Raw genomic sequence first — 21,946 nt, forward strand, 5'->3', positions numbered from 1 at the left:
ACGGCGGGTGAGCCGTCCCACCCACGGCGCCGTGCCCGGGCGTCCTCCAGGACACCCGGGCACGGCGCGCGTTCCGCGCTGCCGGGGGCGCTCGGAGGGTCGGCTGCCCACCACTCCCGGGTCGACGATCCCTCGAACCCACATGCGGTCACGGTACGACGGGCCCTTGTACCAGGTCGGCCGGGTCGGTGTTCGCACCGCAGAGGACCACGCAGACCTTCTCGCCATTGCCCGGCCGGTAGCTGCGGCTCGGGCCGGCGGGGTGGTTCGGCAGAGCACGGTCGGGGCCGTGCCGGTCCGCAGCAGTGAGTCCGGCCAGCGCGGTGGCGGCGCCGTGCTCCACGGCGACCTTGCGATGGTCCCACAGCGCCTGCCTGGCCCGGGCGATCTCGCCGTCCGGCACCAGCACGGAGTGGACGCCGTCCTGCTGGGCGGCATGCAGGGCCATGGCGGAGGTTCGGCGGGCACCGAGGGAGTCGGCAGCGATCGAGTCCACGGCGACGTCGACCGGGCGGCCGGCCTCGATGGCAGCGTTCAGCGCACGGCAGTTCTCCGGCTCCACGGCGACGGTGCGGATGCCGTGGTGCCGGGCGGCCGTGGCCACTCCGGCGAACAGGCCGCCGCCACCGACGGCGACCACCACGGTGTCCAGCCCGGGGATCTGCTGGTGGATCTCCTCCAGCAGGGTGCCGGCGCCCGCGGCGATGAGCGGATGGTCGTAGGCATGCGAGGCGAGCGCGCCGGTGGCCGCGACGAACTCCTCGCACGCGGCCAGCGCCTCGGCGTACTCGGAGCCGGTCAGCCGGACCTCGGCGCCGCAGCCGCGGAGCTTGGCCACCTTTACCGCCGGAGCGGTCTCGGGGAGGAAGACCGTGGCCCGAACGCCCTGCTGCTGGGCGGCCCAGGCGCATGCCAGGCCGGCGTTGCCGCCGGAGGCGATGGTCACTCCGGCCTCGGGCAGGGTGCCCGCGTCGCGGTGGGCCTGGATGAAGTTCTGCGCGCCACGGGCCTTGAACGAGCCGGTGTGCTGCATGAACTCCAGGGCCAGCCACACCTCGCACGGCTGCTCGGGCCGGTCGTCCAGGGGGTCGCGGTGGGCGGTCCGGATCGCGCCTGGATCCACCCGCGTGAGGGTGACGGGGCGGATGCGTCCGGCGATCCGGTCGGTGGCGGCTTTGATGTCGCCGTACGTGAGGGTGTGCACCTGTTGCTCCTGCGATGAGTGGGTCACGACCAGGCGATGAGCCGGCCGGTGGTGGTCAGGCCGAGGAAGAAGGCGAACTCGATGCGGCGCCCGGCCGGATTCGGCCCGACCGCGTGGAAGTGGGCCGGGTTGAACAGCAGTCCGTCGCCGAGCTGCGGGGTCAGGCTCACCTCTTGGCAGTGCTCGACGGTCGCGGGCCGGTGGCCGTACCCCTGGCGGTGCCGTTCGTCGGCGGGCTCCCAGCGGTGACGCCACACAGTCGTCGCGCCGCCGGCGCCGGGGACGGCGACCCGGACGTTGAAGGCGAGCCGGGCGAGTACCTCCTGGTCGAACGGTCCGGCGGGCAACCCGCGGTCGATGTCGTCGTAGTGGACCAGGGCGCCGGCGTTGATCTCGCGCACGGTGCCCCCGAAGACGGTCCGGCCGCCGGTGGTGGCCGACGTGATGGCGGCATCCCCGGCGGAGCCGAGCCGGGCCATCGAGACGGCCATCGGGTCCGGCCGCATCCCAGCCCATGCCACACCGCGCGAGCGGTCCCGGCGGCGCGCCAGTACCGGTCGGCATCGAGAGCGCCGGCGCCGTCGCGGGAGTCGCCCAGGGCCGGGCCGAACCGGACGATCCGGGCGGGCACTCGTGCCGGGTCGTAGTCGGCGGTGGGCAGCCGGTCGAGTGCCGTCATCGCGGCGGCGCACGACTCGGGGTCCAGGAAGCCGGGGACACGGACGGCCGCGAGGGTGCCGGCTGCGAGGTTGGCCGGGTGCCGGTCGGTGCAGGACGTCGTGGGCGCGGCGGTGAACAGCGGGTCGAGTGCCGTAGTGCGGGGCATGTCGCCTCCGTGCGGAGAGGGAAGCCTACCGTGGCGGTACGGTGTACCGTACGCTGACTCACATGCCGAGGCAATCCACTTCCCTGGACCGCGCCACACCCGAACGCATTGCCGGACAAGCCCTGCTGATCGTGGACCGGGACGGACCCACCGCGCTCAGCTTCCGCACCCTGGCCGCATCGCTCGACATCTCCGTCGCCTCACTCCAACGCCGCTGCACCGACCTGGCCGGACTGCTCGACCTGGTCACCGACCATCTCGCCGCCCGGCTCCCGGAAATCCCCCCGGGCACCGGCTGGGCCGACGCGACCGAGCGCCGGTTCACCGCGCTGTACGAAATGCTGACCGCCCACCCGGGCCTGCTCACCCTGCGCGGAAGCCGCCCCTGGCTCGGCCCGCAGCTGCTGAAACGCCTGACGGAACCCCAGCTCGCCGACTCCCTCACAGCCGGCATGACACCGGAGGAGGCGATCGTCGCCTACCGACGGCTCTACCTCCTCACGCTCGGCAGCGCGAGCTTCGTCGACCACCGCGACCCCAAAGCCGCCCAGACCGCCACCCGCCAGGCACTGGCCGCTCTCGATCCCGAGGAATTCCCAGCGCTCACCGGACACCTCGCCTCGATCCTCCCCGCCGTCATCGACCACGAGGTCTACTACGGCGCCCTCCGCCAGCTGATCCACGCCGCCGACCCGGCCCGGACCGTCGCGGACACCGGACACCGTGCGACAGAGATCGCCACTTGAGAGACCGGCCCGCCAGAACGCGATCCCCTGACACATGCGGCAGGCCGCCAGGCCGGGTCGGCGTCCAGTGCCCGGCGAGTACCCGTGCGGCCGGGGCACCCATGGCCGGGACGCCGGAGATGTTTCTCATCCGCAATCATTTACTTGACTACTTTAACTATCGAGGTCTACCGTCCACAGGAGTGCTTGACGTCATCAAACGTCCAGGATTTGAAACATTGGGCCACACGGCACCGGCGCACCGTGCAGCCAACGGGGGGCGGTCACTGCATTCCGCCTGCCCGACGAGCTACCCCGGGATCCCGGACGCCGCCGCGCCACGCATTCGATGCGCATTACATATACCTGCTGATACTCACAAGGAGCGCCCCATGACCATCGCTGCGTCCTCCGCCTCCCGCGCGGCCGAGATCCTGTCCCGACCGGTCACGCTGAACGGCCTGACCGTCCCGAACCGCATCGTGATGGCACCGATGACGCGCATGTTCTCCCCGGGCGGCGTCCCCGGTGAGGACGTGCGGTCGTACTACGCCCGTCGCGCCGCCGCGGGTGTGGGCCTGATCGTCACCGAGGGGACCTACGTCGGCCACGAGTCGGCCGGGCAGAGTGACCGCGTGCCGCGGTTCCACGGCGAGGAACAGCTGGCGGGGTGGGCAAAGGTCGCCGAGGACGTTCACGCGGCGGGCGGCACGATCGTTCCGCAGCTGTGGCACATCGGCATGGTGCGCAAGCAGGGCGAGCCGCCCTACGCCGATGCCCCCGCCGTCGGCCCCTCCGGCATCCGCGTCGACGGCACCGAGAACGCGGGCAAGGCGATGAGCCGCCGCGACCTGGACGACGTCATCGGCGCCTTCGCCGCGGCCGCCGCGGACGCCGAGCGCATCGGCTTCGACGGCGTCGAACTGCACGGCGCCCACGGCTACCTCCTCGACCAGTTCCTGTGGGAGGGGACGAACCGCCGTACCGACGCCTACGGCGGCGACGCCGTGGCCCGCACGAAGTTCGCGGCCGAGATCGTGGCCGCGGTCCGTGCGTCCGTCTCGCCCGGCTTCCCGGTGATCTTCCGCTACTCGCAGTGGAAGCAGGAGGCGTACGACGCGAGGCTCGCCGACACCCCGGAAGAGCTGGAGGCGATCCTGACCCCGCTCGTCGCGGCCGGCGTCGACGCCTTCCACGCCTCGACACGACGCTACTGGCTCCCGGAGTTCGAGGGCTCGGACCTGAATCTGGCGGGCTGGACCAAGAAGCTCGCCGGCAAGCCCACCATCACCGTCGGCTCGGTCGGCCTCGACGGCGACTTCATCCGCGGCTTCATGGGTGAAGGCGCGCCGGTCCAGGGCATCGACAACCTCCTTGACCGCATGGAGCGCGACGAGTTCGACCTGGTCGCCATCGGGCGCGCCCTGCTCCAGGACCCGCAGTGGGCGGCGAAGGTCCTGGGAGACCGGTTCCAGGAACTGAAGCCCTACGACGCAGCGGCGCTGAGGACGCTCAGCTAGGCGCACCCCGGGATGACGGGCCGTGGCGGCAGCCTCAGCGCGGCAGGCCAGTACACAACCCGAGGAAAGGCCGGAATTCTTCGCTCGGTTGCGCGAACGCGACACAATCGCATGTCTCGGGTGCGCACCCTCGGCCTACGACCGGACAAGGGTGCCGGCGCCGACCCGCCGCGCCGGGGCGCACGCCCGGTGAGGCGCTGTCCGCGCCCCCAGGGGAACTCGCCTCGGGCCACGGCGGCGCGTGGGGAGACCTGACCGACATCGCGGCCCCTGCGGCCGGGGTTGGCGAGGTCGGATTCGGCCGCGGGCTCGGCCCCGGACCCACGGTCAGCCCGCCAGACGCCCTGGTCCCGTGAGTCCGGACCGCGCGTCTGCGCGGGCCGAGGACTCGGTGATCATCCGGTGCAGCCGCGCGGCGGCCGCTCGGGCGAACTCCGGGTCGTTGATGTGGTTGTCCATTTCGACGACGTCGACGGAGGTCGACCGCAGGCCGTCCCTGAGCGTCGCGAAGAGCGCGGCGTCGGTCGACGGGTCGTGGTAAGGGCCGTCCGGCGCCCCTAGGGTGGAGAGACCGCGCAGCGGGACGTAGAGGGCTGTCGGGCCCGCGGCGGCGCGGAGTTTGGCGGTGACACGGCGGCCCAGTTCGGCGCACTCGTCGCGGTTCGTACGGATCACCGTGATGGAGGGGTTGTGCACGTGGACATCGCGGTGTGCGAACCGCTCCGGCAGGGAGGCGCGGGGGCCGAACTTGACCATGTCGAGGGCGCCCAGGCTCACGACCTGGGGAACCCCGGCGCGGCCTGCGGCGCGGAGCCGGTCGGGACCGGCGGTCAGGATGCCCCCGACGAGGTCGTCGGCGAGCTCGCTGAGCGTCATGTCCAGTACGCCGGCGAAATGGCCCTGCCCGGCGAGGGCCTCGAAGGAGCGTCCGCCGGCGCCGGAGACATGGAAGACGACGACTTCGTATCCCAGTTCGGTGAGCCGTTCCCGTGCGGCGTCGACGCCCGGGGTGGTCACGCCGGCCATGGTGGCGGCGATGACGGGCCTCCCGCCCGTGCCGAGCTCCGAGGGAGGCAGGGCTCGGGGGGCCGCGGCGAAGCCCTTCGCCATGGCGGCCACGGCGTCGGCCGCGTTGGCCAGCACCCGCGTCGAGATGCGGTTGAGTCCGGCGATGTCCACCACGCTGTGCATCATCGTGATGTCGCTGGAGCCCACGTACGGTCCGACGTCCCCGGAAGCCATCGAGGACACCATCAGCTTGGGCACTCCGAGCGGCAACACCCGCATGGCGCGCGTGGCGATGGAGGTGCCGCCGCTGCCGCCCATCGCCATGACGCCGTGCAGCCTCCCTTCCTCGTAGAGGGTGCGGACGACCCGGGCCGCGCCGCGTGCCATCGTGGTGACGGCTGCGCCTCGGTCGCCCCTGCGGCGCAGCTCGTCCGTGTCCGCGCCTGCCGCGGCGGCCACTCGGGCGCGAGAAATGTCGGGCGGGGTGCGAGGTGGGCCGACGACACCGGTGTCGACGACCGTGACGTCAACGCCGGCGCACACCAGCCGCTCGCGGACCCACCCGTACTCGGTCCCCTTGGTGTCGAGCGTTCCGATCAGTACGACAATTGCCATGCCCCGTAATCTTCGCGGCGGTTCCGGGGCTGGCAAGAGGCGACCAGGAGTGCGCCGGACGCGCCCCTCGCGATCACGCCAACTGCGGCTGTTCCGCCTGCGCCGGCCGGTCCGTGTGTGCCGACGGGGGCGTCCCGGCGCGCAGCGCGAGGACCGGAAGACCCAGCACGACGGGAAGCCACATCAGGACGCCGAGACGGTCGGCTTCCAGTGCGAGGGGATGGGCGGCGATCTGGGCGAGACCCGTCGCGGCGGGAGCGAGGGCGAGCCACCCCAGAACGGGCCGGTACCGGAACAGCGTCCACAGGGCCAGGGCCGTCAGCACGAGGAATGCGGGAGCGGCCATCTGCTCGGAGAACCAGTGCGGCCAGTAGCGGCGGTTCAGGTCGATCAGCCGTGTCCATGGGTCCGTCACCTCGGGGAGCCGGAAGTGCTTGGTGAAGGTGTCCTGGAGCGTGATCGCGGCGGAGGGGAGGTCCAGGAGGCGCATGGCGAGGACGACACCCGCCGCGCAGGCCGCGGTGACACCGGCGAGCAGCCCCGTACCGGGGTGCCGAAGACCCCGGTCCGTGGTCCAGAGCGCTGCCGTGGCGGCGCCGAGCAGCACGACGAGCGGCAGGACGGTCGAGTAGCGGACCACCGTGCAGAGGGCCAGCGATCCGGTGAGTACGAGCACACCCATCGGAATGCGGCGGCGGACGAGTGCGTACGCTCCGTGGAGCGCACCGATCACACATGCCGTGACGAGTCCCTCGCCGAGGGGCTGCATGCTCCACCAGCCCAGGGGCGAGACGAGGAAGGCGATCTGACCCGCACTCGCCGCGACGGGCGGGAGGCCGACGGAGCGCAGCAGTGCATGGACGAGGACGGCACACACCACGACCGTGAGCAGCCCCAGCAGCCGGAGTCCGCCCAGCACTCCGAACGAGGCCACGAAGGGCGCGGCCAGCAGCGGATATCCGGGCCGGCTGGAGAAGATCGCCTGGTAGCGGGGGTCGTCCGAGGTCAGGTCGGTGGCCGTGGCGAAGGCGGACAGGCAGGCGTCACGGCTGCGTTCGCGGGCCTTCGGGTGGAGGTCGGTCACCGGGTCGGGCGGCGGGGTGCCGAGCTGTGCGGCCGCCCGGCTGGCGCAGTACGCCTTGAGGGCACTGCGGTGCGCCTCCGCCGGTTCTGCGCCCAGGTACTGTTCGGCGGCCCGGGCGTACCGATAGGAGTCGGGGAAGAGGCTCCAGGGGGTGTCCGAGGCGATGTGCAGCAGGACGAACAGGAGGGGGGCGACCAGCGGGAGCAGCAGTCGGGAGACGCGGCGCAGGGCGACGGGGCGTGACATGGGTTTCCTGGGAGGGGTGATCGGTGAGCGGGCCATTCAAACATGCGGGGCGGCTTCAGGGTTCGCGAGCAAGGGGCGCGCGTCGCACGCTGGGTGCGGATCGGGCAGGACTCCCGGCCGGCGGGCAGAGGTCACCGACGGGCGGTGCCTCGCCGTCCCTGGGACGAGCGAGGGCGTGATGGCGCTCTGCGGCGCGGGGCCTCGTGATCCTCTCCTGACACCCGAGCCGACCGGAGTGCCGGAGCCCGGTTGTCAGACCCGTGCGAGAGGCTGGTCGTTGCGACCACGTTCCGACCAACTCAGACGGGGAGACACCGAGATGAACGGCGTGACCGGCATGACCGAATCCGAACGTGCTGCGGCACAGGCGTATGTGCGACTGCTGGAGACCGCCCGTGCGGTGCTCGCCGACGGCGACGGTGCGCAATCGCCCGCGGCGGCTCCTCTGCTGGCCGCCCCGATGGCCGATGCGGACGAGGCACTGCGGGCGGCCGGGCTCGCCGGGAACGAGGTGGGGTACTTCGGCCTCGTCGCCCGGCTCAGTCCGGCCGTGCAGCCGCCATTGGACGTCGATGTGTGAGCCGGTGTTGTGGTGGGGGGCGAGCGGGCAGCACACTGGGCCCGTGACGATGGCGCTTACCGAAGCCGACAAGATCCTCGCCGACAACTTCGCGCCCTGGGTGCTGGACCTCGGTCTGTCCGTGGTCGAGACCGGCGGGCAGCATGCGGTGCTGCGGCTGCCGTGGTCGGATCGGCTCGCGCGCGAGGGCGGAGCCCTGTCCGGTCAGGCGTTGATGGCCGCGGCGGACACCGCGACCGTGATCGCGGTGTCCGTGGCGCGCGGCGGATACGGTCCGATGACGACCGTGCAGCAGTCGACGTCGTTCCAGCGGGCTGTGCTCGGTTCCGATGTGCTCGTCGAGGCGCGGATCACCAAGCTGGGGCGTCGGATGGCGTTCGCCGACATCATGATGCGGGCCGAGGGGTCCGACGAGGTCGTCGCCCACGCGAGCACGGTGTACGCGCTCCTTGGCTGACCGGGCCGACGCTGCCGCGGCTCGAGCCGGCCGGCGACACCGGCCGCGGGTGAGGCGGATGCGTCCGGCACGGCCGGTGATCCCTCCGTCAGGGCGCGAACTCGCAGACAAGTTCGCCGCTTTCGGCTGCAAGTAGTACGTCGGTGAGTTCCAGCGGCCGTCCGTGCTGGTCGTAGACCTGGCGGCGGATCGCCACATCGGCGCGGCCCGGCCGGCCGTCGGCCGGCGGGGCCGCGGCCAGCACGCTGATGGTCGCCCGGTGCCGGAGGCGCAGACCGGCCTCGTGCAGCCGGTCGTAGAGGCCGACGGGATCGGTCCGGGTGGGCGGGCCCGCCGGGGCGGTGGCGTGGGACGTAAGTTCGGGCACCGCGGACACCGCGGCTGCGGAGAAGTACGAGACGGCGTCGTGAACCACGTCACCGGCCGGCGCGAGGACCCGGTAGCGGTGGACGAGCACTTCCCCTCCGGGTGGCAGCCGCAGGAACTCGGCCTGTTCGGCCGGGGCCGGCTCCCAGCGCACGCTGCGGGTGGTGCCGTGAGCGACCGCCGCTCGTGCGCTGCCGGTCGTGGGCGGGGTACGGCGGACGAACGTACCGCGTGGGGAGGTCACCACCAGGCCGTGATCGCGGAGCGTCTGCAATGCCTGACGTACCGTCTGGCGGTTGACGTGGTGCCATGCGGCCAGTTCCCGCTCTGCGGGCAGGCGGCTGCCTGGAGTCAGAGAGCCGGCTTCGATCTCGGCGCGGATGGAATCGGCGATGCGCCGGTACAGGGGTACGGGAGGACGTCCGGCGTCCTGGGTGCGGGCCAAGTCGCTCACCCTTCATGACAGATCGCGACCGTACGAGTGAGTTGCGCGACCACTCATATCACTGGTCTACACCTCCACGGAATGCCCGGCCCGAGGTCCGCGACCGAATAGCGCCACCCCGGGAGCACACCTCGCAACACCTCATGAGCGAGGGAGAGTTCGCGTCACATCTGGACTGTGAGAGCGACCACGCCGACCGGCGTTCCACAGAAGATCCTTCACTCTTTCTCCATGTAGAGCGAAAAATTTCTTGCACCGAACGATCGATCGGCATCGCGCAGCAAGATCCACTTCGTTCAGTTTTGCACATCATCCTTGGACATGTCCGGATCGAACCTCACCACTTCTCCCCGGTTTCCACCTGACCCTCACGGGCGGATAGGCATGGTGAAGAAACGTCACATCACCGCAAGGAGTCATAGATGTCCGAAATCACCCGGCGACGAGTGCTGGGCGTGGCCGCCGCCACCGTGGCCACGGCCGCCACCGCCGCCGCGACGATTGCTGGTTCCGCCTCCGCCACCACCGCCCACGATGCCCACAACGGGTCGGGCGCCGGGCACGGTCAGGGGCACGGACACGGCGGACACCCGGACACGCCGACGCCGTTCGACGAGGTCTACCAGGGGCGCCGGATACGCGGGGTCGTCGGCTCCGGTGGCGCACACGCCCACCACGGCGGCGGCTACACGGTCTACGTGGACAACAAGGAACTGCACGTGATGCGCAACGCGGACGGCAGCTGGATCAGCGTGGTCAACCACTACGAGACCTTCGCGGACCCGAAGGCCGTCGCGCGCGCGGCCGTCCGGGAACTGCAGGGCGCCACGCTCGTCCCGATCGTCTGAGGCCCCCGCGGCTCCATTGCCGCGGGCACCACTGACCCACCCCAAGCACCCGTACCCCGAACCACCGAAAGCGGAGTAACACCTTCATGACCGTGCGCAAGAATCAGGCGCTGCTCACCGCGGACGAGAAGCGGCGTCTCGTCGCGGCGTTCCTCGAACTCAAGCGTTCCGGCCGCTATGACACCTTCGTCACCCAGCACAACGCCTTCATACTGGGCGACACCGACAACGGCGAGCGTGTCGGTCACCGCTCCCCCTCGTTCCTGCCCTGGCACCGCAGATTCCTCATCGAGTTCGAGCAGCAACTCCAGTCGGTCGACTCGACCGTGGCACTCCCCTACTGGGACTGGAGCGCGGACCGGACGACCGCATCGTCGCTGTGGGCGCCCGACTTCCTCGGCGGCACGGGCCGCAGTGTGGACGGCCGGGTCATGGACGGCCCGTTCGCGGCGAGCACGGGCAACTGGACGATCAATGTCCGGGTCGACGGGCGCAACTACCTTCGCCGTGCCCTCGGTTCGGGCGGTCGGCAGCTACCGACCCGCGCCGAGGTCGACTCGGTCATGGCCATGAAGGTGTACGACATGGCGCCCTGGAACAGCGGCTCCGACGGCTTCCGCAACCACCTGGAGGGCTGGCGCGGCGTCAACCTCCACAACCGCGTACACGTGTGGGTCGGCGGTCAGATGGCCACCGGTGTCTCCCCCAACGACCCGGTCTTCTGGATGCACCACGCCTTCGTCGACAAGCTGTGGGCGGACTGGCAGCGACGCAACCCCACCGCCACCTACCTGCCCGCCTCGGGCACGCCGAACGTCGTCGACATCGACGAGACGATGAAGCCGTGGAACAACGTCACGCCGCGTGACATGCTCGACCACACCAAGTTCTACACCTACGACACGGCCTCCTAGGACTTGTGCGGGCGATCGAGCTCGTAGCCGAAGGGCGAAGGCTGCTGCTGTGACGGTGCCGAGGAGGATCTAGCCGCGCTGGTCGTAGCGGGTGGTGATCGCCTGGGACTGTTTCAGTCGGTTGATCGCCCGCGCGACGGTGCTTCCCAGCACGCCTCTTCGTCGAAGCCGGAACGGCCGTCCGTCGTGCGAACCCTTGCGCAGGCGGGCGGCCTGGCTGTCGGCCTTCTCCGGAATCGTGGGCCGGATCCCTCGCCGCCGTGGATACTCGCGGACGGGCCGTTGCTGTAGGCCTCACCGAGAAGACGTTACTGACTGGCCGGTCCTTCCCAGGGCTCGGCGGACAGCCGGCTAACGCGCCACGCGGTAGCGGAGGTATACGACTCTCGAGCTGAAGGTGCGGGTCTCGACGAGTTCGAGATCCACCCGGCGCTCGCGTTGGGGAAAGAACGGAATGCCACCGCCAACCAGTACGGGGTAGACCATGGCCCGGTACTCGTCGATCAGACCCGACGCGGCCGCCTCGGCGGCGAGAGTCGCGCCGCCGATCGCGATGTCGCCCTCCCCCGGCTCGGCTCGCAACCGCTCGATCTCCTCCGCCAGGCCGCCGGAGGCCAGGCGGGCATTGCCCTGGACCGCCGACAGCGTGCTGGAGAACACCACCTTCGGGAGCGGCTTCCAGAGCGCGGCCCACTCGAGCTCCGAGTCGTCGAGCGATGGATCCTGGTCGGCGGTCTCCCAGTACAGCATCGTCTCGTACAGCCGTCGTCCCAACAGGTGGACGCCGACTTCTCGAATCTCGTCGATCCAGAAGCGAAAGACCTCCTCGTCGGGCGCCGTCCAGTCGAAGTCGCCGTCCGGCCCGACGATGTAGCCGTCAAGTGAGACGCTCATCGAATAGGTCACGCTGCGCATCAGAAGTCCTCCTCGGTAACGGGTTTCGACAGTACGACCGCCGGACGCCGCAGGACTCATCGCGGCTCGCGGGATCCCCTCGGCCAGCCGTAGTGGCTGTGCCGGCCCGAGTCGTGCGGCATCCCGTCGACCGCCCGGGTCGACCGGCCTGTCTGCCCGTCGAGGGCGGCGAACGCAGGGGCGGTGGCCGAGTACCGCCAGGTGCCGTCGAAGTGGACGCCGACCCGGCCGGCGGCCTCGCTCAGCATGATGGCGGTGACGAGCCCAGTGCGCACCCACCCCGTGCACGGCCTCAGCCGGGCCCTGGTCTATTGGCTGAGTCGGACACCGTCGACGGCAGTGTCGAAGACGTGACGGGACTCCTTCCACTGCAGCTTCGGAGCGGAGAGGAAGATGACGTACTGCGCCTGGCCGGAGGCACCGAAGGCCAGTTCCACGGCCTGGAAGTCGCGAGTCTGCCCCTGGAAGGTGAACTCCCAGTACCCCGCGGGATGCCCTCGGAACGTCGTGGAGTCCATCCGTAGCCGCTCATAGCCCGGATTGTCCCGGCGTGTCTGCTTCTCTTCAGTCTCGAGCCAATGCCGCACAGGGTCGGACCCCGCGTACTGGACGGCGTACACACTCAGCCGCATTTGCCCGGCTGGGTCTATGTAGCGGACCTCGCCGTTGGGCTGGACTTTGCGGGTCCATCCGTCCGGCACAGGCAGCGACAGGCCCAGTTGCTCCTTCTGGAGGTGGTACCCGGCAGGGAGCGGCGGAGCGGTGAAGGACGGCTTGCTGGATGCCTCCACGGAACTGCCGGTGGCCGCCGGGTCCGCTCCGAGAGCTCCGTTGCCCGTCGGCCACAGCGTGACGATGCCGCCGGTCAGGGCGGCTGCGGTGACGACGGCGGCGACGGCCTTCAGCACGAGGCCGCGGCTGCCGCCTCGCAGGGGACCCGCGGAGGCCGCAGGGGCTTCCGGGACCACGGGGTCCGGCTTGCGCTCCAGACGGGTGGGACCGGGCGAGGCCGTGGCCACGTATTCCGCGAGGAGACTCTCGGCGGTCTCCGCGTCCATTCGCTGCTCGGGATCCTTCACGAGCAGACCCTCGATCACCGCTCCGAGACCCCCGGCATTGCCGGAAGGCTCGTGCGGGGCGGCGGCGATGGCGTACGCCGTTTCGATGGGCGTGGGCCGGCGGAACGGCGGCCTTCCCTCGACGGCCTGATACAACGTCACCCCGAGGGCCCACAGATCACAGGCGGGACCGGGTCCGACGCTCCCACTCCTGAGGCGCTCCGGCGCCAGGTAGTCCGTCGACCCGATCAACTCGCCCGTCCTGGTCAGCGAGGGCGTTCCGGTCTCGACAGCGATTCCGAAGTCGGTGAGGACGATGCGCCCGTCGTCCCCGAGCAGCACATTGGCCGGCTTGACGTCCCGGTGCAGCACCCCCGCGCTGTGCGCGGCGCGCAGCGCGGCAACCATGGTGCGGCCGATCCCGGCGGCTTCGCTCGGGGGAAGTGTGCCGCGCTCCCGAAGAACGTCACTGAGTGTGACCGAAGGGACGTACTCCATGACAATGCACGGCAGCCCCTCGTCGTCGACGACGTCATGGACAACAATCACATTGGGGTGGTGGATGCGGGCGGCGCTGCGCGCCTCGCGGCGGGTACGTTCGCACAGCGTACGGACCTCGTGGTCGCTGAAGTGCGGCGGAAGGTGCAGCTTCTTCACCGCGACCTGGCGGCCGAGCAGCTCGTCCTCAGCTCGCCAGACCGTGCCCATACCGCCGCGGCCGATGCGCTCCACCAACCGGTACCGGCCGGCAATCAGCCGCCCAAGATCGGACACGTGAGATCTTCCCTCTTGACACTCGGACATAGGTGCGCGGACACGATAGCCGGTACGGCAGGGCGGGCAAGAGCTCATGCATGCTGGTGGTCGCCTGGCAGCCCCCGCCCTCTCGGGACGGTTCATCGAGAACTGCGCGCCTGGCAGCGGATGTCCCCGGCGTGGGACTGCACATACGGGAGGCATACGGCAAGCTCGGGCCATGACGAGCCGCTGACGTCGGCATCGGTACCTCGTCCGCACGCGTGTAACGGCGGGCGTTGTCGATACTCACCGCGGCACCAGCGACGAGCTGCTCGGCTACGAAGAGGTCGTCTTCCTCTAACGGCGCGGGCTCCTGCGACCGTCAGAACGTCACGACCCCCATCGTGACCCCGCGTGCCCACAGCGGGACCGCCATCATCGAATGGATCCCGTACTCCACGGTCTGCGCGGCCCGCTGAGGATCCTGCCGTTGCCATCCCGAGAAGGCAGGCAGATCCGCCTCGAGGACGCCTCTGCCGCTGCCCAGCCCGGAAGCCTGCGGAGTGGAAGGCACGAAAAGGATCTCCGCACCGAGCGGAGACACGGGGGCATCGTCCCGGATCCCCTCGCGCGCCACCCGGCGCATGGCCCCGCTCTCGCGCTGGGGCTCCTCTCCTTCCACGACAGTCTCCAGAAGGTCAACCGTCACGAGGTCGGCGAACTGCGGAACCGCGAACTTCGCAAGCTCCTCGCAAGTCCGCACCACATCAAGAGTCGTACCGATCTGCAGACCCGCCTGCCACAGCAGGTGCAGCCGCCCTCGGGCCTCATCGGCCCTGCTCGACAGAACCCGGAGCTCAGTGGTGTCCCGCAACGTCGCCACAGTGACCCGAGCCCCGCCGGACGCCTTCGCAGAGCGCTGGTTCACCGCCAGCAACCGATCACCTACCGCACACACCTCGTCAGTGACCTCGCGCCCCGACCCCAACACGCCGGCCATCGGCGCGCCGGTGAGGCCGGCCGGTGTCGCCGCGCCGCCACGAAACGGGATACGCGGTCCGTCAGTGCGGCGTAGGCGACGCCCGCCACGAGGGCGGTGGCCAGGGCCAGCCAGCCGGAGATGTGGTCCACCCGGGGATAGACCTGCCAGTGCGTCAGGTAGATGTACAGCGAGGCACCCGCGAGGACGCCTGCCGCCCGGTTGAGGAAGCCGGCACTCGGGAGGCTCGGCACCCACACGAGCAGGACGAAACCGGCCGCGACCAGGGCTTCCCGGGCCGGCTCGCCCGGGAAGAAGCCGGGGATGGCGGCGAGGGCGATCGCCGTGACGAGGAGCCGTTGCCACCGGGTGGCCGCCTTGGCCGCCGCCCAGCCGAGGGCGAAGAGCCAGAACACCTTGACCGCGGACGGGACCTGCGTGTGGGCGTGCATGCCGAACACGTAGCGCGTGGCGAGTCCGGCAATCAGGAGTGCCACGGGGAGGACGAACGGGAAGCGCCGCTCCCACCGGTGGACGGCCGGGACTGCCAGGAGGGCGAGGACGGCGACAAGGATGCCGGTGAGGGCCTCGATGAACCAGAAGAGCGCGTGGTGTCCCTCGCGCGGCGGCAGAAACGTCTCGTAGAGGAGGAAGGTGGCGAGCCGGTAGTCCTCGGTGAGGAGCAGCATCAGCCCGATCCAGGCCATGCTGGGAATCACGATGCGGGCGACGCTGTGCGTGCCGCGGCGCAGGCGTTCCCCGCGCCCGGTGGGTGTCAGGTGGAAGCGGGCGAAGTTGAATCCGGCCACCGCCAGCAGCAGATGGGCGCCGCCCTTGATGTCGAACACGTGGATGTGCGACCCGACGATGAAGACGATGGAGAGGGCGCGCAATGCGATGCTCGTCTCCAGCCGCCTGCGGTGGGAGGGCACCGGTGATGCCGTGGTCCGCGCCTCGGCGTGGCCGCGGCACAGTTCCCGGATCGGCATGGTGTGCCAGTCGGCCGGCAGGTGGCCGAGGAGCTGTTCGAGGTTGATGGACATCTCGACGTACGACAGCGAATCGCCGCCGAGGCCGACGAAGGTGCTGTCCTCGGTGACATCCGGCTTGTCGAGGATCTCGGAGTAGAGGCGGCACAGCTCCGCCGTGGTGTCGTCCTCCCTGCGAGCGGCCGCCGGGGCGGGGACGGGTCCCTCGGCAGGCGAGTGCAGCAGGGCGCGCACGGCCCGGTGGTCGGGCTTTCCGGTGGGCAGGCGGGGCAGCTCGGGCACTCCGTGGACGTGCACGGCTCTCGTCGGCAGCCCGCACGTGTCCGCCACCAGCCGTCGTATGCGCCGGAGTCCTTCTTCCCCGTGGCTCTCCCCCGGCTGTGCGACGGCCACGACGACGGCTTCGTCGGCGCCGGCGCAGAGCGCGGAGACGCCGTGTTCCTCCAGCATCGACTCGACCCGCTGGGGGTCGACCCTGACACCGAGGATCTTCGCGAAGCGGCTGACCCGGCCGACGACTTCGTACACGCCGTCGCCGCCGCGGCGCGCGATGTCGCCGGTGCGCAGTTCGGTGACGGTGCGGCCGAGGGCGAGGTCGGAAGGCTGTTCGGCGTACCCCATCATGACGTTGGGGCCGGAGTAGACCAGTTCGCCCGTGCCGGGTTCGGGCCAATCCGGGTGCGGCTGGAGCCGGAAGGAACCGCCGGGCACCGGCACGCCGATGGCGTGCGGGTGGGAGTCCGTCAGCTCGGGCGGCAAGTAGGCCATGCGTGCGGTGGCCTCGGTCTGGCCGTACATCACGAAGAGGTCCCAGCCCCGGCGCCGCCCGATTTCCGCGTATGCGGCGACCTTTTCGGGCGCCATGCGGCCGCCCGCCTGGGTCAGGTACCGCAGGTGCGGCAGGTGCATGTCGGCGAAGCCGACCCGGTCGAGCAGGTCGAAGGTGTAGGGGACGCCGGCGAACGTCGTACCGCGCGCCGCGCGGAAGCGTTCCCAGAAGCAGGCGTCGGCCACCGAGAGTTCCGTGAGGATCAGCCCGGCCCCGCGCAGCAGGTGGCTGTTGAGAACCGACAGCCCGTAGCAGTAGTGCATCGGCAGGGCGGTGGCGGCCCGGTCGTCGGGGCGGATGCCGAGGTAGCGCGCAATGGACTCGGCGTTGGTCTGGAGGTTGGTGCGCGACAGGCGCACGAGTTTCGGCGAGCCGGTGGAGCCCGATGTGCTGAGGAGCAGAGCGAGGTCGGGGTGGAACACGTGCGCGGTCCCGTCGCGGCGTTCGCTGAGTTCCCATGCACCGTCGGGGCCGGGAGCAGCCACGACGTCGGCATCGTACGCGGCGGTGAGTGACCGGACAGCCTCTCGGTTGCCGGCAGGTACCAGGAGCACCGGGTGTCCGCCGGCCAGCGCGCCCAGGTAGGTGACGATGGCATCAACCGTGTTGGAGCCCTCGAGCAGCACCAGGCGGCGCTCTGGTCCGAGACGTGCGGCGGTCTCCGAGACTCGCCCGGCGAGCTCGCGGTACGTCATTTCGCCGCCCGCGGTGTACAGGGCCGTCCGGTCGCCGAACGCTTCGAGATCGCGGGCGAACGGGACAGCCTTGTCGGCGGGGAGCAGGTCAGGAGTCGTCAGCACGAGCGAATATTAGGAAAGGCTTACCTCACCGAGAAGCACGGGAATGTCACGAAAGCTGATCACAGGGCTCACGTCCGCCACCGGACCCGCGCTGGCCCGTTCGGCGCGGGACCGCCGTCGACCAGGCGGGGGAAGCCCTGCTCCCAGGCATGGTCGTGCCGTTCACCTCCCTGGCCGCACCGATCCCGCTCGGAGCCGTCCCCCGCACGGCCCCCCGGTGGAGCCGGGGCAGGTACGGCACGCGGGCCGGTTCCGTCCGCCGTCCGGCACGACACCCGCCACCCTGCGGAAATGGGAGCGCACCGGGCTGGTACGCCCAGGCCGCGATCCGCGGACCGAGTACCGCGTCTACGATGAGGCCGACGTACGGGACGCCCGGCTGGTGCACCAGCTCAGACGTGGCGGCTATCTGCTGGAACAAATCGCTCCGCTGATCACCCGGGTGCGGGAGCCGCTTGAGGCGGCGCTGGAGGACTGGCACGGTCGGCCGTCGGCGCGCGGGCGGGCGATGCTGGCCGGGGCAGCAGAGCTGGCGGGGTACCTCCGCGAGCGCGGATGAGATCTCGCACCGTGGCCACCCACCCGTACCGGCAGACCCTTACCGGCCGGCTGCCTCCGGACACGCTCGACACGTTCTGCCGGGGCATGGATGCCGGCCTGCCGCAGCGGGTCCTGACGGATTCGGGGCGACCGGCACCCGCCGTGGGTGACGACGGCGGCTGGGGGTGGGTGCTGCGGGACGCCTATGCAGCGCAGGACGCACAGGAGTTGGCCAGGGAAATCAAGGGCTACCGCTACGTGGAGCCGGTGGGAGACGAAACGGAGACCGGGTTCCTGCCGGCCACGTCGGCATATGAGCGCCCACATGGCCAGAGCAGCACGTTCCCGCACTGCCCGCAGCATCCGGTCCAATTCACCTACCACCGCGGCGGCTTCGAGTAGTCGTACCTCACACTGGGCGCCCGCAGGCAGTCACGGCGGAGCGGCACGGCCCAGCCCGCTCCGGCCTTCGGACAGCGAGTACCCGCCCGGACGCGCTCCCGTGCGTCCGGACACGGACGGTCCACGGGAAAGACGTAGAGTCGAGACATGGCTGCACAGGGAGAGACGGTCCGCGTCGACAGCTGGCTGTGGTCCGTCCGGCTCGTGAAGACACGGTCCATGGCCGCGACCGCCTGCCGGGCCGGGCATGTTCGGATCAACGGCGAGCGGGTGAAGCCGGCGCAGCCCGTGCGCGCCGGGGACGAGGTCCGGCTGTTCCACGCCGGCCGCGAGCGGATCGTCGTGGTGACCCGGGTGATCAACAAGCGCGTCGGCGCCGCCGTCGCCGCGGAATGTCTCGTCGACAACAGTCCGCCGCCGCCGACGCGTGAGGAGGCCGCCGCGGTGGGCATCCGCGACCGTGGGGCGGGCCGCCCCACCAAGCGTGACCGCCGTGACATGGAACGCCTCCGCAGACGCTGACCTCGCGCAGCCGAGGGTTCCCGGCGGCTCCCGCCCGGCTCCCCGCTCCCCGCGATCACGGCCGAACCGGCACCCCACGCCGCCGCAGCAGGCGCAGCCGGGACAGGGCCCGCAGAGGGCCGGGGCGGGTCGGTGCAGGGCCGCGCCCCGGTGCGATCGGTGCGGGCCCGGGAAGGTTCGGAGCGACTTGGTCGCGGCGGCCGACCAGGGCACCGGGCCTTCTCAGCGCCCTTCTCCGCATCGGGCCGGCTTCGGTGTACGGGTGGGGAGCAGGGTGGTACGCGCGGGCCTCGTCGACGGCCAGGGCCAGGTTCACCCGGTACCACAGGATCTCGTCGGGGTCGACGGCCAGCGACAGTCGTTCCATGAGCTGTCCCGTGGTGCTGGCGTCACGGCCGGGCGGCAGGAGGTCCGGGCGTAGCCTGATCAGGTGGGCCCGCTCGTAGGGGTCGTCCACGACCTCGGCAAGTTGCACCGCGTCCAGTACACAGGCCGTCACCGCCGCGCGTTCCCACGGGTCGGACGCGGCACGCAGCAGGAGGCCCACGCGTCGGCTGCGCCAGTTGCGAGGTCGGCAGTCGGCACCTCCGGCGAGTTCGGTGCGCATGTTCGTCGGGAACCGTCCCCTGAGGAGCTGGGGGTGTTCGTCGGCGAAGAGGCTGAGGTCCTCGGCGAGGTAGAGCCAGACCGCGGCTCGGTAGCGGTTGACGTAGCAGCGGACGGGGATGAGGTGTCCCGTGCGGGCGAGGGCGGTGAAACGTGACGGGGCGATGCCCATGAGCTGCGCGCCCTCCGTCGTCCCGACGACCTTCACGCGGTCGCGCAGGGTGTCCGGGAATCCGTCGGTGGCGCGAAGCCGCCCGATCTCGTCGCGGGGGATGCGGTGCCCGGCGGGCCCTCCGGGTGGGTGGTCCGGGACGGTACGGATGTGCCCGAGCTGGACGGCCAGGTCGAACTCTCCTCGCTTGAGGCCGAGTTCCAGTGCTGCGCGGGCGGGCGTACAGCCAGTGGTCCTGGTGGGCTGGGCGTCGGTGGCTGCCATGAGGTCGTTCTCCTCGAATCGCGAGTAACTCTCGGTGACGACCGTAGCCCGGAGCGGCAGCGCCCCGCGGGGCCTGTGGATAACTCCTCGGCCGGGCGGCGCGGTGGGGGGTCAGAACCGGGGTGCGACGCCGAGGTGTTCACCGACGCGGTTGACCAGCAGGGCCATTTCGTAGGCGATCTGGCCGATGTCGGCCGAGGCGGTACTGAGGACGCACAGGCAGCTGCCCTGGCCGGCGGACGTGACGAAGAGGACGCCTTCGTCGAACTCGATCACGGTCTGGCGCACGTCGCCGGCGCCGAAGTGATGTCCGGATCCCTTGGCAAGGCTGTGCAGTCCGCTCGCCACTGCGGCCAGGTGTTCGGCGTCGGCGCGCTCCAGTCCGGTGCTCGCACCGGTCACCAGTCCGTCGCTGGACAGGACGATCGCGTGCCGTACGTCACCGACGCGGTGCGTCAGGTCGTCGAGCAGCCAGTCGAGACCGTTGCCCGCCTGCGCCCCGGTTCTGGTGTCCAGCGCCATCTCCCGTGCCTCCCCGTTGTGTTGGTGCATCGTGCGGAAAGCCTCGCGCACCGGGGGCGCGCGGGCAAGAAGTGTGGGCCAGTGCGCCGACGGATGCGCCGTGGGGTCCATGAGAGGCCTGAGGCATATGCCGGAAGCACCACCGTATCGAGTGTTGCCAAACGCCTTACGGACCCTCGCTGCCTGTGCAACAGTCGTAACCGGTCCACCCGTCAGACTTGGCCGTGACGCGCCTGTATCGGAGTTCCACATGCCGTCCCATCTGTTCGCGGACCGTTCCGCCCCGCAGCCACCCGAGCGGGGGTCGGTGGACGCGCTCATCACTCAGACCCGCCGGTTGCGGGGAGACGTGGACGCGGTGCGGCGGGACGGTTCCCTGGACGACGACGCACACACCAGATGGCAGCGCGCGCTGTACGACCTGGCCGTGCACCATCTCGACGACCTGGGTGCGCACTTGGGCCAGCTCAAGGAGGGTATGCCGACTGCGGCCGACGCAGCGGTCGACGAGGAATTCGCCGAACTCACCCGGTACGGCACGTCCGCAGGACCCGAGCCCGGTTCGCTCCTCAGCCGGGTCGGCAGTGCCGAATGGAATCTGCTGACCGACGAGGTCAACTGGTCGGGCGAGCTCTTCCAGATCTTCGGACGCGCCCCGGAACTGGGCGCCATGACCCTGGACGAGTTGCCGTCCGTCGTGTTCGCCGAGGACCAGCCCCTGCTCACCGCGCTGGTCACGGACTGCCTGGTCGACGGGAGGCCCATCGAGGGCGAGTTCCGCATCGTCCGTACCGACGGTTGTGTCCGCACGCTGCACATCATGGGCGAACCGGTCCTCGACCCGGACGGCTGCACGGCGGCGATGTGGGCGGTGTTACGGGACGTCAGTGAACTGCGCCGCAGCCAGCGAGTCGTCCGCGAGAGCGGCGACTCGCTGCAGCGCGAGCAGCAACTCGCCCGCGCCGAGCACCGGGTCGCGGTCGAGCTCCAGGAGGCGGTGCTGCCGCCATGGCGCGGACCACTGCGGCTCTCGCACGGCGGGCCCGTCGCACTGGATCTCGCCGCCCACTATCTTCCCTCCGCGTCCAGGGACCTGATCGGCGGCGACTGGTACGACGCTCTGGCGTTGCCCGACGGCGGGTCGCTGCTGACGGTGGGTGACCTCACCGGCCACGGTGTGACAGCGACGTCAGGGATGGCGATGCTGCTCGGTGCGCTGCGTGGAATGGCCGTTGCGGGAATCGAGCCCGGCGCGCTCATGGGCCATCTCAACCAGCTCCTGGAGTCAACGGTGCAGCCCGCCCTCGGCAGTGCCGTGTGCTGCCGCTTCGACTCACGCTCGGGCCTGCTGTCCTGGGCGCAGGCCGGCCACCCCGCCCCGCTGCTGTTCCGCAACGGGACGGGGCGGGCCCTGACTCTTCCCGACGGTGTGCTGCTGGGCGCGACGACCGGAGCGGTGTATGGGCAGGCCGAGGCTCAGCTGCTGCCCGGAGACCTGCTGGTGCTGCACACCAGCGGACTCACGCGCGGCGATGCCCCGGACCTCTACGGGCAGGCCGGACTGCTGGACCTGGCCACCCGGTTCGCCGACGTCCACAGCGCGCAGGAGTGTCTGCGCATGGTGATCGAGGAGTTCGGTGGCACCGAGCGGGAGGACGACGCCTGCGTCCTGGTGGCAAGGGTCGGTGACTCCTGTGACAAGGGCCGGTGACCAGGATTCGATGGACAGGGGTTCGGTGGGCAGGGCTCGGTGAGCAGGAGAGGGGTTTCGC

General features: G+C 70.7%; 21 protein-coding genes and 1 pseudogene. 10 read left to right on the forward strand and 12 right to left on the reverse strand.

Annotated features, from left to right (window positions below):
* Positions 1 to 148 precede the first annotated feature (148 nt).
* Together ACZ4Z5_RS07415 and ACZ4Z5_RS07420 are read right to left on the reverse strand one after the other, a co-directional pair.
* On the reverse strand, positions 149 to 1,204 hold the full coding sequence (locus tag ACZ4Z5_RS07415) for a threonine/serine dehydratase (protein WP_468258016.1): 1,056 nt from the start codon (positions 1,202 to 1,204) through the stop codon (positions 149 to 151).
* A 23-nt stretch (positions 1,205 to 1,227) separates the two neighbouring features.
* On the reverse strand, positions 1,228 to 1,695 hold the full coding sequence (locus tag ACZ4Z5_RS07420; RefSeq protein WP_468258019.1) for a 2OG-Fe(II) oxygenase family protein: 468 nt from the start codon (positions 1,693 to 1,695) through the stop codon (positions 1,228 to 1,230).
* Between the two features lie 397 nt (positions 1,696 to 2,092).
* Between ACZ4Z5_RS07420 and ACZ4Z5_RS07425 the strand changes: the two genes are divergently transcribed.
* Both ACZ4Z5_RS07425 and ACZ4Z5_RS07430 read left to right on the forward strand, forming a co-directional pair.
* Entirely contained in the window at positions 2,093 to 2,776 is a 684-nt protein-coding gene (locus ACZ4Z5_RS07425; RefSeq protein ID WP_468258022.1) for a TetR/AcrR family transcriptional regulator C-terminal domain-containing protein, read from the forward strand.
* A gap of 371 nt (positions 2,777 to 3,147) precedes the next feature.
* Positions 3,148 to 4,275 carry an NADH:flavin oxidoreductase gene (locus tag ACZ4Z5_RS07430; protein WP_468258025.1) on the forward strand — a complete coding sequence of 376 codons (1,128 nt, stop codon included), beginning with the start codon at positions 3,148 to 3,150 and terminating at the stop codon, positions 4,273 to 4,275.
* 327 nt (positions 4,276 to 4,602) lie between these two features.
* On the opposite strand, the gene ACZ4Z5_RS07435 is transcribed toward ACZ4Z5_RS07430, so the two are convergent.
* Both ACZ4Z5_RS07435 and ACZ4Z5_RS07440 read right to left on the reverse strand, forming a co-directional pair.
* Positions 4,603 to 5,898, reverse strand: coding sequence for a Tm-1-like ATP-binding domain-containing protein (locus ACZ4Z5_RS07435; RefSeq protein WP_468258027.1), 1,296 nt, complete (start codon positions 5,896 to 5,898; stop codon positions 4,603 to 4,605).
* Positions 5,899 to 5,971: 73 nt separating this feature from the next.
* Positions 5,972 to 7,228 carry a hypothetical protein gene (locus ACZ4Z5_RS07440; protein ID WP_468258030.1) on the reverse strand — a complete coding sequence of 419 codons (1,257 nt, stop codon included), beginning with the start codon at positions 7,226 to 7,228 and terminating at the stop codon, positions 5,972 to 5,974.
* 337 nt (positions 7,229 to 7,565) lie between these two features.
* Here ACZ4Z5_RS07440 and ACZ4Z5_RS07445 point away from each other — a divergent pair, with 337 nt between their 5' ends.
* Together ACZ4Z5_RS07445 and ACZ4Z5_RS07450 are read left to right on the forward strand one after the other, a co-directional pair.
* Positions 7,566 to 7,808: a hypothetical protein gene (locus ACZ4Z5_RS07445; protein WP_468258728.1), complete on the forward strand. Its 243-nt coding sequence runs from the start codon at positions 7,566 to 7,568 to the stop codon at positions 7,806 to 7,808.
* A gap of 49 nt (positions 7,809 to 7,857) precedes the next feature.
* Positions 7,858 to 8,265 (forward strand): PaaI family thioesterase, encoded by a 408-nt coding sequence (locus ACZ4Z5_RS07450; protein WP_468258730.1) that lies wholly within the window; start codon positions 7,858 to 7,860, stop codon positions 8,263 to 8,265.
* An 88-nt stretch (positions 8,266 to 8,353) separates the two neighbouring features.
* Here ACZ4Z5_RS07450 and ACZ4Z5_RS07455 read toward each other — a convergent pair whose 3' ends face one another.
* Positions 8,354 to 9,076 (reverse strand): GntR family transcriptional regulator, encoded by a 723-nt coding sequence (locus ACZ4Z5_RS07455; RefSeq protein WP_468258032.1) that lies wholly within the window; start codon positions 9,074 to 9,076, stop codon positions 8,354 to 8,356.
* Between the two features lie 422 nt (positions 9,077 to 9,498).
* Between ACZ4Z5_RS07455 and melC1 the strand changes: the two genes are divergently transcribed.
* Positions 9,499 to 9,924 carry an apotyrosinase chaperone MelC1 gene (gene melC1 / locus ACZ4Z5_RS07460; RefSeq protein ID WP_468258035.1) on the forward strand — a complete coding sequence of 142 codons (426 nt, stop codon included), beginning with the start codon at positions 9,499 to 9,501 and terminating at the stop codon, positions 9,922 to 9,924.
* An 86-nt stretch (positions 9,925 to 10,010) separates the two neighbouring features.
* Positions 10,011 to 10,838 carry a tyrosinase MelC2 gene (gene melC2, locus ACZ4Z5_RS07465; protein ID WP_468258037.1) on the forward strand — a complete coding sequence of 276 codons (828 nt, stop codon included), beginning with the start codon at positions 10,011 to 10,013 and terminating at the stop codon, positions 10,836 to 10,838.
* A 351-nt stretch (positions 10,839 to 11,189) separates the two neighbouring features.
* Here melC2 and ACZ4Z5_RS07470 read toward each other — a convergent pair whose 3' ends face one another.
* The 5 genes from ACZ4Z5_RS07470 to ACZ4Z5_RS07490 form a co-directional block, all read right to left on the reverse strand.
* Positions 11,190 to 11,753, reverse strand: a complete 564-nt coding sequence (locus tag ACZ4Z5_RS07470) for a dihydrofolate reductase family protein (protein WP_468258039.1) — start codon at positions 11,751 to 11,753, stop codon at positions 11,190 to 11,192.
* Between the two features lie 56 nt (positions 11,754 to 11,809).
* Positions 11,810 to 12,028, reverse strand: a complete 219-nt coding sequence (locus ACZ4Z5_RS07475) for a hypothetical protein (RefSeq protein WP_468258041.1) — start codon at positions 12,026 to 12,028, stop codon at positions 11,810 to 11,812.
* Positions 12,029 to 12,061: 33 nt separating this feature from the next.
* Complete coding sequence (locus ACZ4Z5_RS07480; RefSeq protein ID WP_468258044.1) at positions 12,062 to 13,585, reverse strand: serine/threonine-protein kinase; 1,524 nt, start codon at positions 13,583 to 13,585, stop codon at positions 12,062 to 12,064.
* Positions 13,586 to 13,931: 346 nt separating this feature from the next.
* Complete coding sequence (locus ACZ4Z5_RS07485) at positions 13,932 to 14,486, reverse strand: hypothetical protein (RefSeq protein ID WP_468258047.1); 555 nt, start codon at positions 14,484 to 14,486, stop codon at positions 13,932 to 13,934.
* 8 nt (positions 14,487 to 14,494) lie between these two features.
* The gene (locus ACZ4Z5_RS07490) at positions 14,495 to 17,146 is read right to left on the reverse strand and encodes an AMP-binding protein (protein WP_468258049.1); all 2,652 of its coding nucleotides are present in this window, start codon (positions 17,144 to 17,146) and stop codon (positions 14,495 to 14,497) included.
* Between the two features lie 265 nt (positions 17,147 to 17,411).
* Here ACZ4Z5_RS07490 and ACZ4Z5_RS07495 point away from each other — a divergent pair.
* From ACZ4Z5_RS07495 to ACZ4Z5_RS07505, 3 genes and pseudogenes are all read left to right on the forward strand, one after another.
* Positions 17,412 to 17,705 (forward strand): annotated as a pseudogene (locus tag ACZ4Z5_RS07495) (MerR family transcriptional regulator); the annotation flags it as partial.
* 11 nt (positions 17,706 to 17,716) lie between these two features.
* Positions 17,717 to 18,088: a hypothetical protein gene (locus ACZ4Z5_RS07500; protein WP_468258052.1), complete on the forward strand. Its 372-nt coding sequence runs from the start codon at positions 17,717 to 17,719 to the stop codon at positions 18,086 to 18,088.
* Between the two features lie 147 nt (positions 18,089 to 18,235).
* On the forward strand, positions 18,236 to 18,610 hold the full coding sequence (locus ACZ4Z5_RS07505; RefSeq protein ID WP_468258054.1) for an RNA-binding S4 domain-containing protein: 375 nt from the start codon (positions 18,236 to 18,238) through the stop codon (positions 18,608 to 18,610).
* Positions 18,611 to 18,665: 55 nt separating this feature from the next.
* Here the strand turns inward: ACZ4Z5_RS07505 and ACZ4Z5_RS07510 are convergent, their stop codons facing one another.
* A complete protein-coding gene (locus ACZ4Z5_RS07510; RefSeq protein WP_468258057.1) occupies positions 18,666 to 19,652 on the reverse strand; it encodes a DUF6397 family protein in 987 nt (328 codons plus the stop codon).
* A 111-nt stretch (positions 19,653 to 19,763) separates the two neighbouring features.
* On the reverse strand, positions 19,764 to 20,174 hold the full coding sequence (locus tag ACZ4Z5_RS07515) for a roadblock/LC7 domain-containing protein (protein WP_468258733.1): 411 nt from the start codon (positions 20,172 to 20,174) through the stop codon (positions 19,764 to 19,766).
* A 250-nt stretch (positions 20,175 to 20,424) separates the two neighbouring features.
* Between ACZ4Z5_RS07515 and ACZ4Z5_RS07520 the strand changes: the two genes are divergently transcribed.
* Positions 20,425 to 21,885: a PP2C family protein-serine/threonine phosphatase gene (locus tag ACZ4Z5_RS07520; RefSeq protein ID WP_468258059.1), complete on the forward strand. Its 1,461-nt coding sequence runs from the start codon at positions 20,425 to 20,427 to the stop codon at positions 21,883 to 21,885.
* Positions 21,886 to 21,946 lie beyond the last annotated feature (61 nt).

The organism is Streptomyces sp. NPDC030222 (genome assembly GCF_055573115.1).

What these genes read in the sequence shown, in the direction of transcription:
- ACZ4Z5_RS07430 (WP_468258025.1), top strand. Translation starts at nt 3,148, where the DNA reads ATGACCATCGCTGCGTCCTCCGCCTCCCGCGCGGCCGAGATCCTGTCC.
- melC2 (WP_468258037.1), top strand. Translation starts at nt 10,011, where the DNA reads ATGACCGTGCGCAAGAATCAGGCGCTGCTCACCGCGGACGAGAAGCGG.
- ACZ4Z5_RS07420 (WP_468258019.1), bottom strand. Translation starts at nt 1,695, where the DNA reads ATGGCCGTCTCGATGGCCCGGCTCGGCTCCGCCGGGGATGCCGCCATC.
- ACZ4Z5_RS07425 (WP_468258022.1), top strand. Translation starts at nt 2,093, where the DNA reads ATGCCGAGGCAATCCACTTCCCTGGACCGCGCCACACCCGAACGCATT.
- ACZ4Z5_RS07445 (WP_468258728.1), top strand. Translation starts at nt 7,566, where the DNA reads ATGACCGAATCCGAACGTGCTGCGGCACAGGCGTATGTGCGACTGCTG.
- ACZ4Z5_RS07520 (WP_468258059.1), top strand. Translation starts at nt 20,425, where the DNA reads ATGCCGTCCCATCTGTTCGCGGACCGTTCCGCCCCGCAGCCACCCGAG.
- ACZ4Z5_RS07440 (WP_468258030.1), bottom strand. Translation starts at nt 7,228, where the DNA reads ATGTCACGCCCCGTCGCCCTGCGCCGCGTCTCCCGACTGCTGCTCCCG.
- ACZ4Z5_RS07505 (WP_468258054.1), top strand. Translation starts at nt 18,236, where the DNA reads ATGGCTGCACAGGGAGAGACGGTCCGCGTCGACAGCTGGCTGTGGTCC.
- melC1 (WP_468258035.1), top strand. Translation starts at nt 9,499, where the DNA reads ATGTCCGAAATCACCCGGCGACGAGTGCTGGGCGTGGCCGCCGCCACC.
- ACZ4Z5_RS07510 (WP_468258057.1), bottom strand. Translation starts at nt 19,652, where the DNA reads ATGGCAGCCACCGACGCCCAGCCCACCAGGACCACTGGCTGTACGCCC.
- ACZ4Z5_RS07450 (WP_468258730.1), top strand. Translation starts at nt 7,858, where the DNA reads ATGGCGCTTACCGAAGCCGACAAGATCCTCGCCGACAACTTCGCGCCC.
- ACZ4Z5_RS07515 (WP_468258733.1), bottom strand. Translation starts at nt 20,174, where the DNA reads ATGGCGCTGGACACCAGAACCGGGGCGCAGGCGGGCAACGGTCTCGAC.
- ACZ4Z5_RS07435 (WP_468258027.1), bottom strand. Translation starts at nt 5,898, where the DNA reads ATGGCAATTGTCGTACTGATCGGAACGCTCGACACCAAGGGGACCGAG.
- ACZ4Z5_RS07470 (WP_468258039.1), bottom strand. Translation starts at nt 11,753, where the DNA reads ATGCGCAGCGTGACCTATTCGATGAGCGTCTCACTTGACGGCTACATC.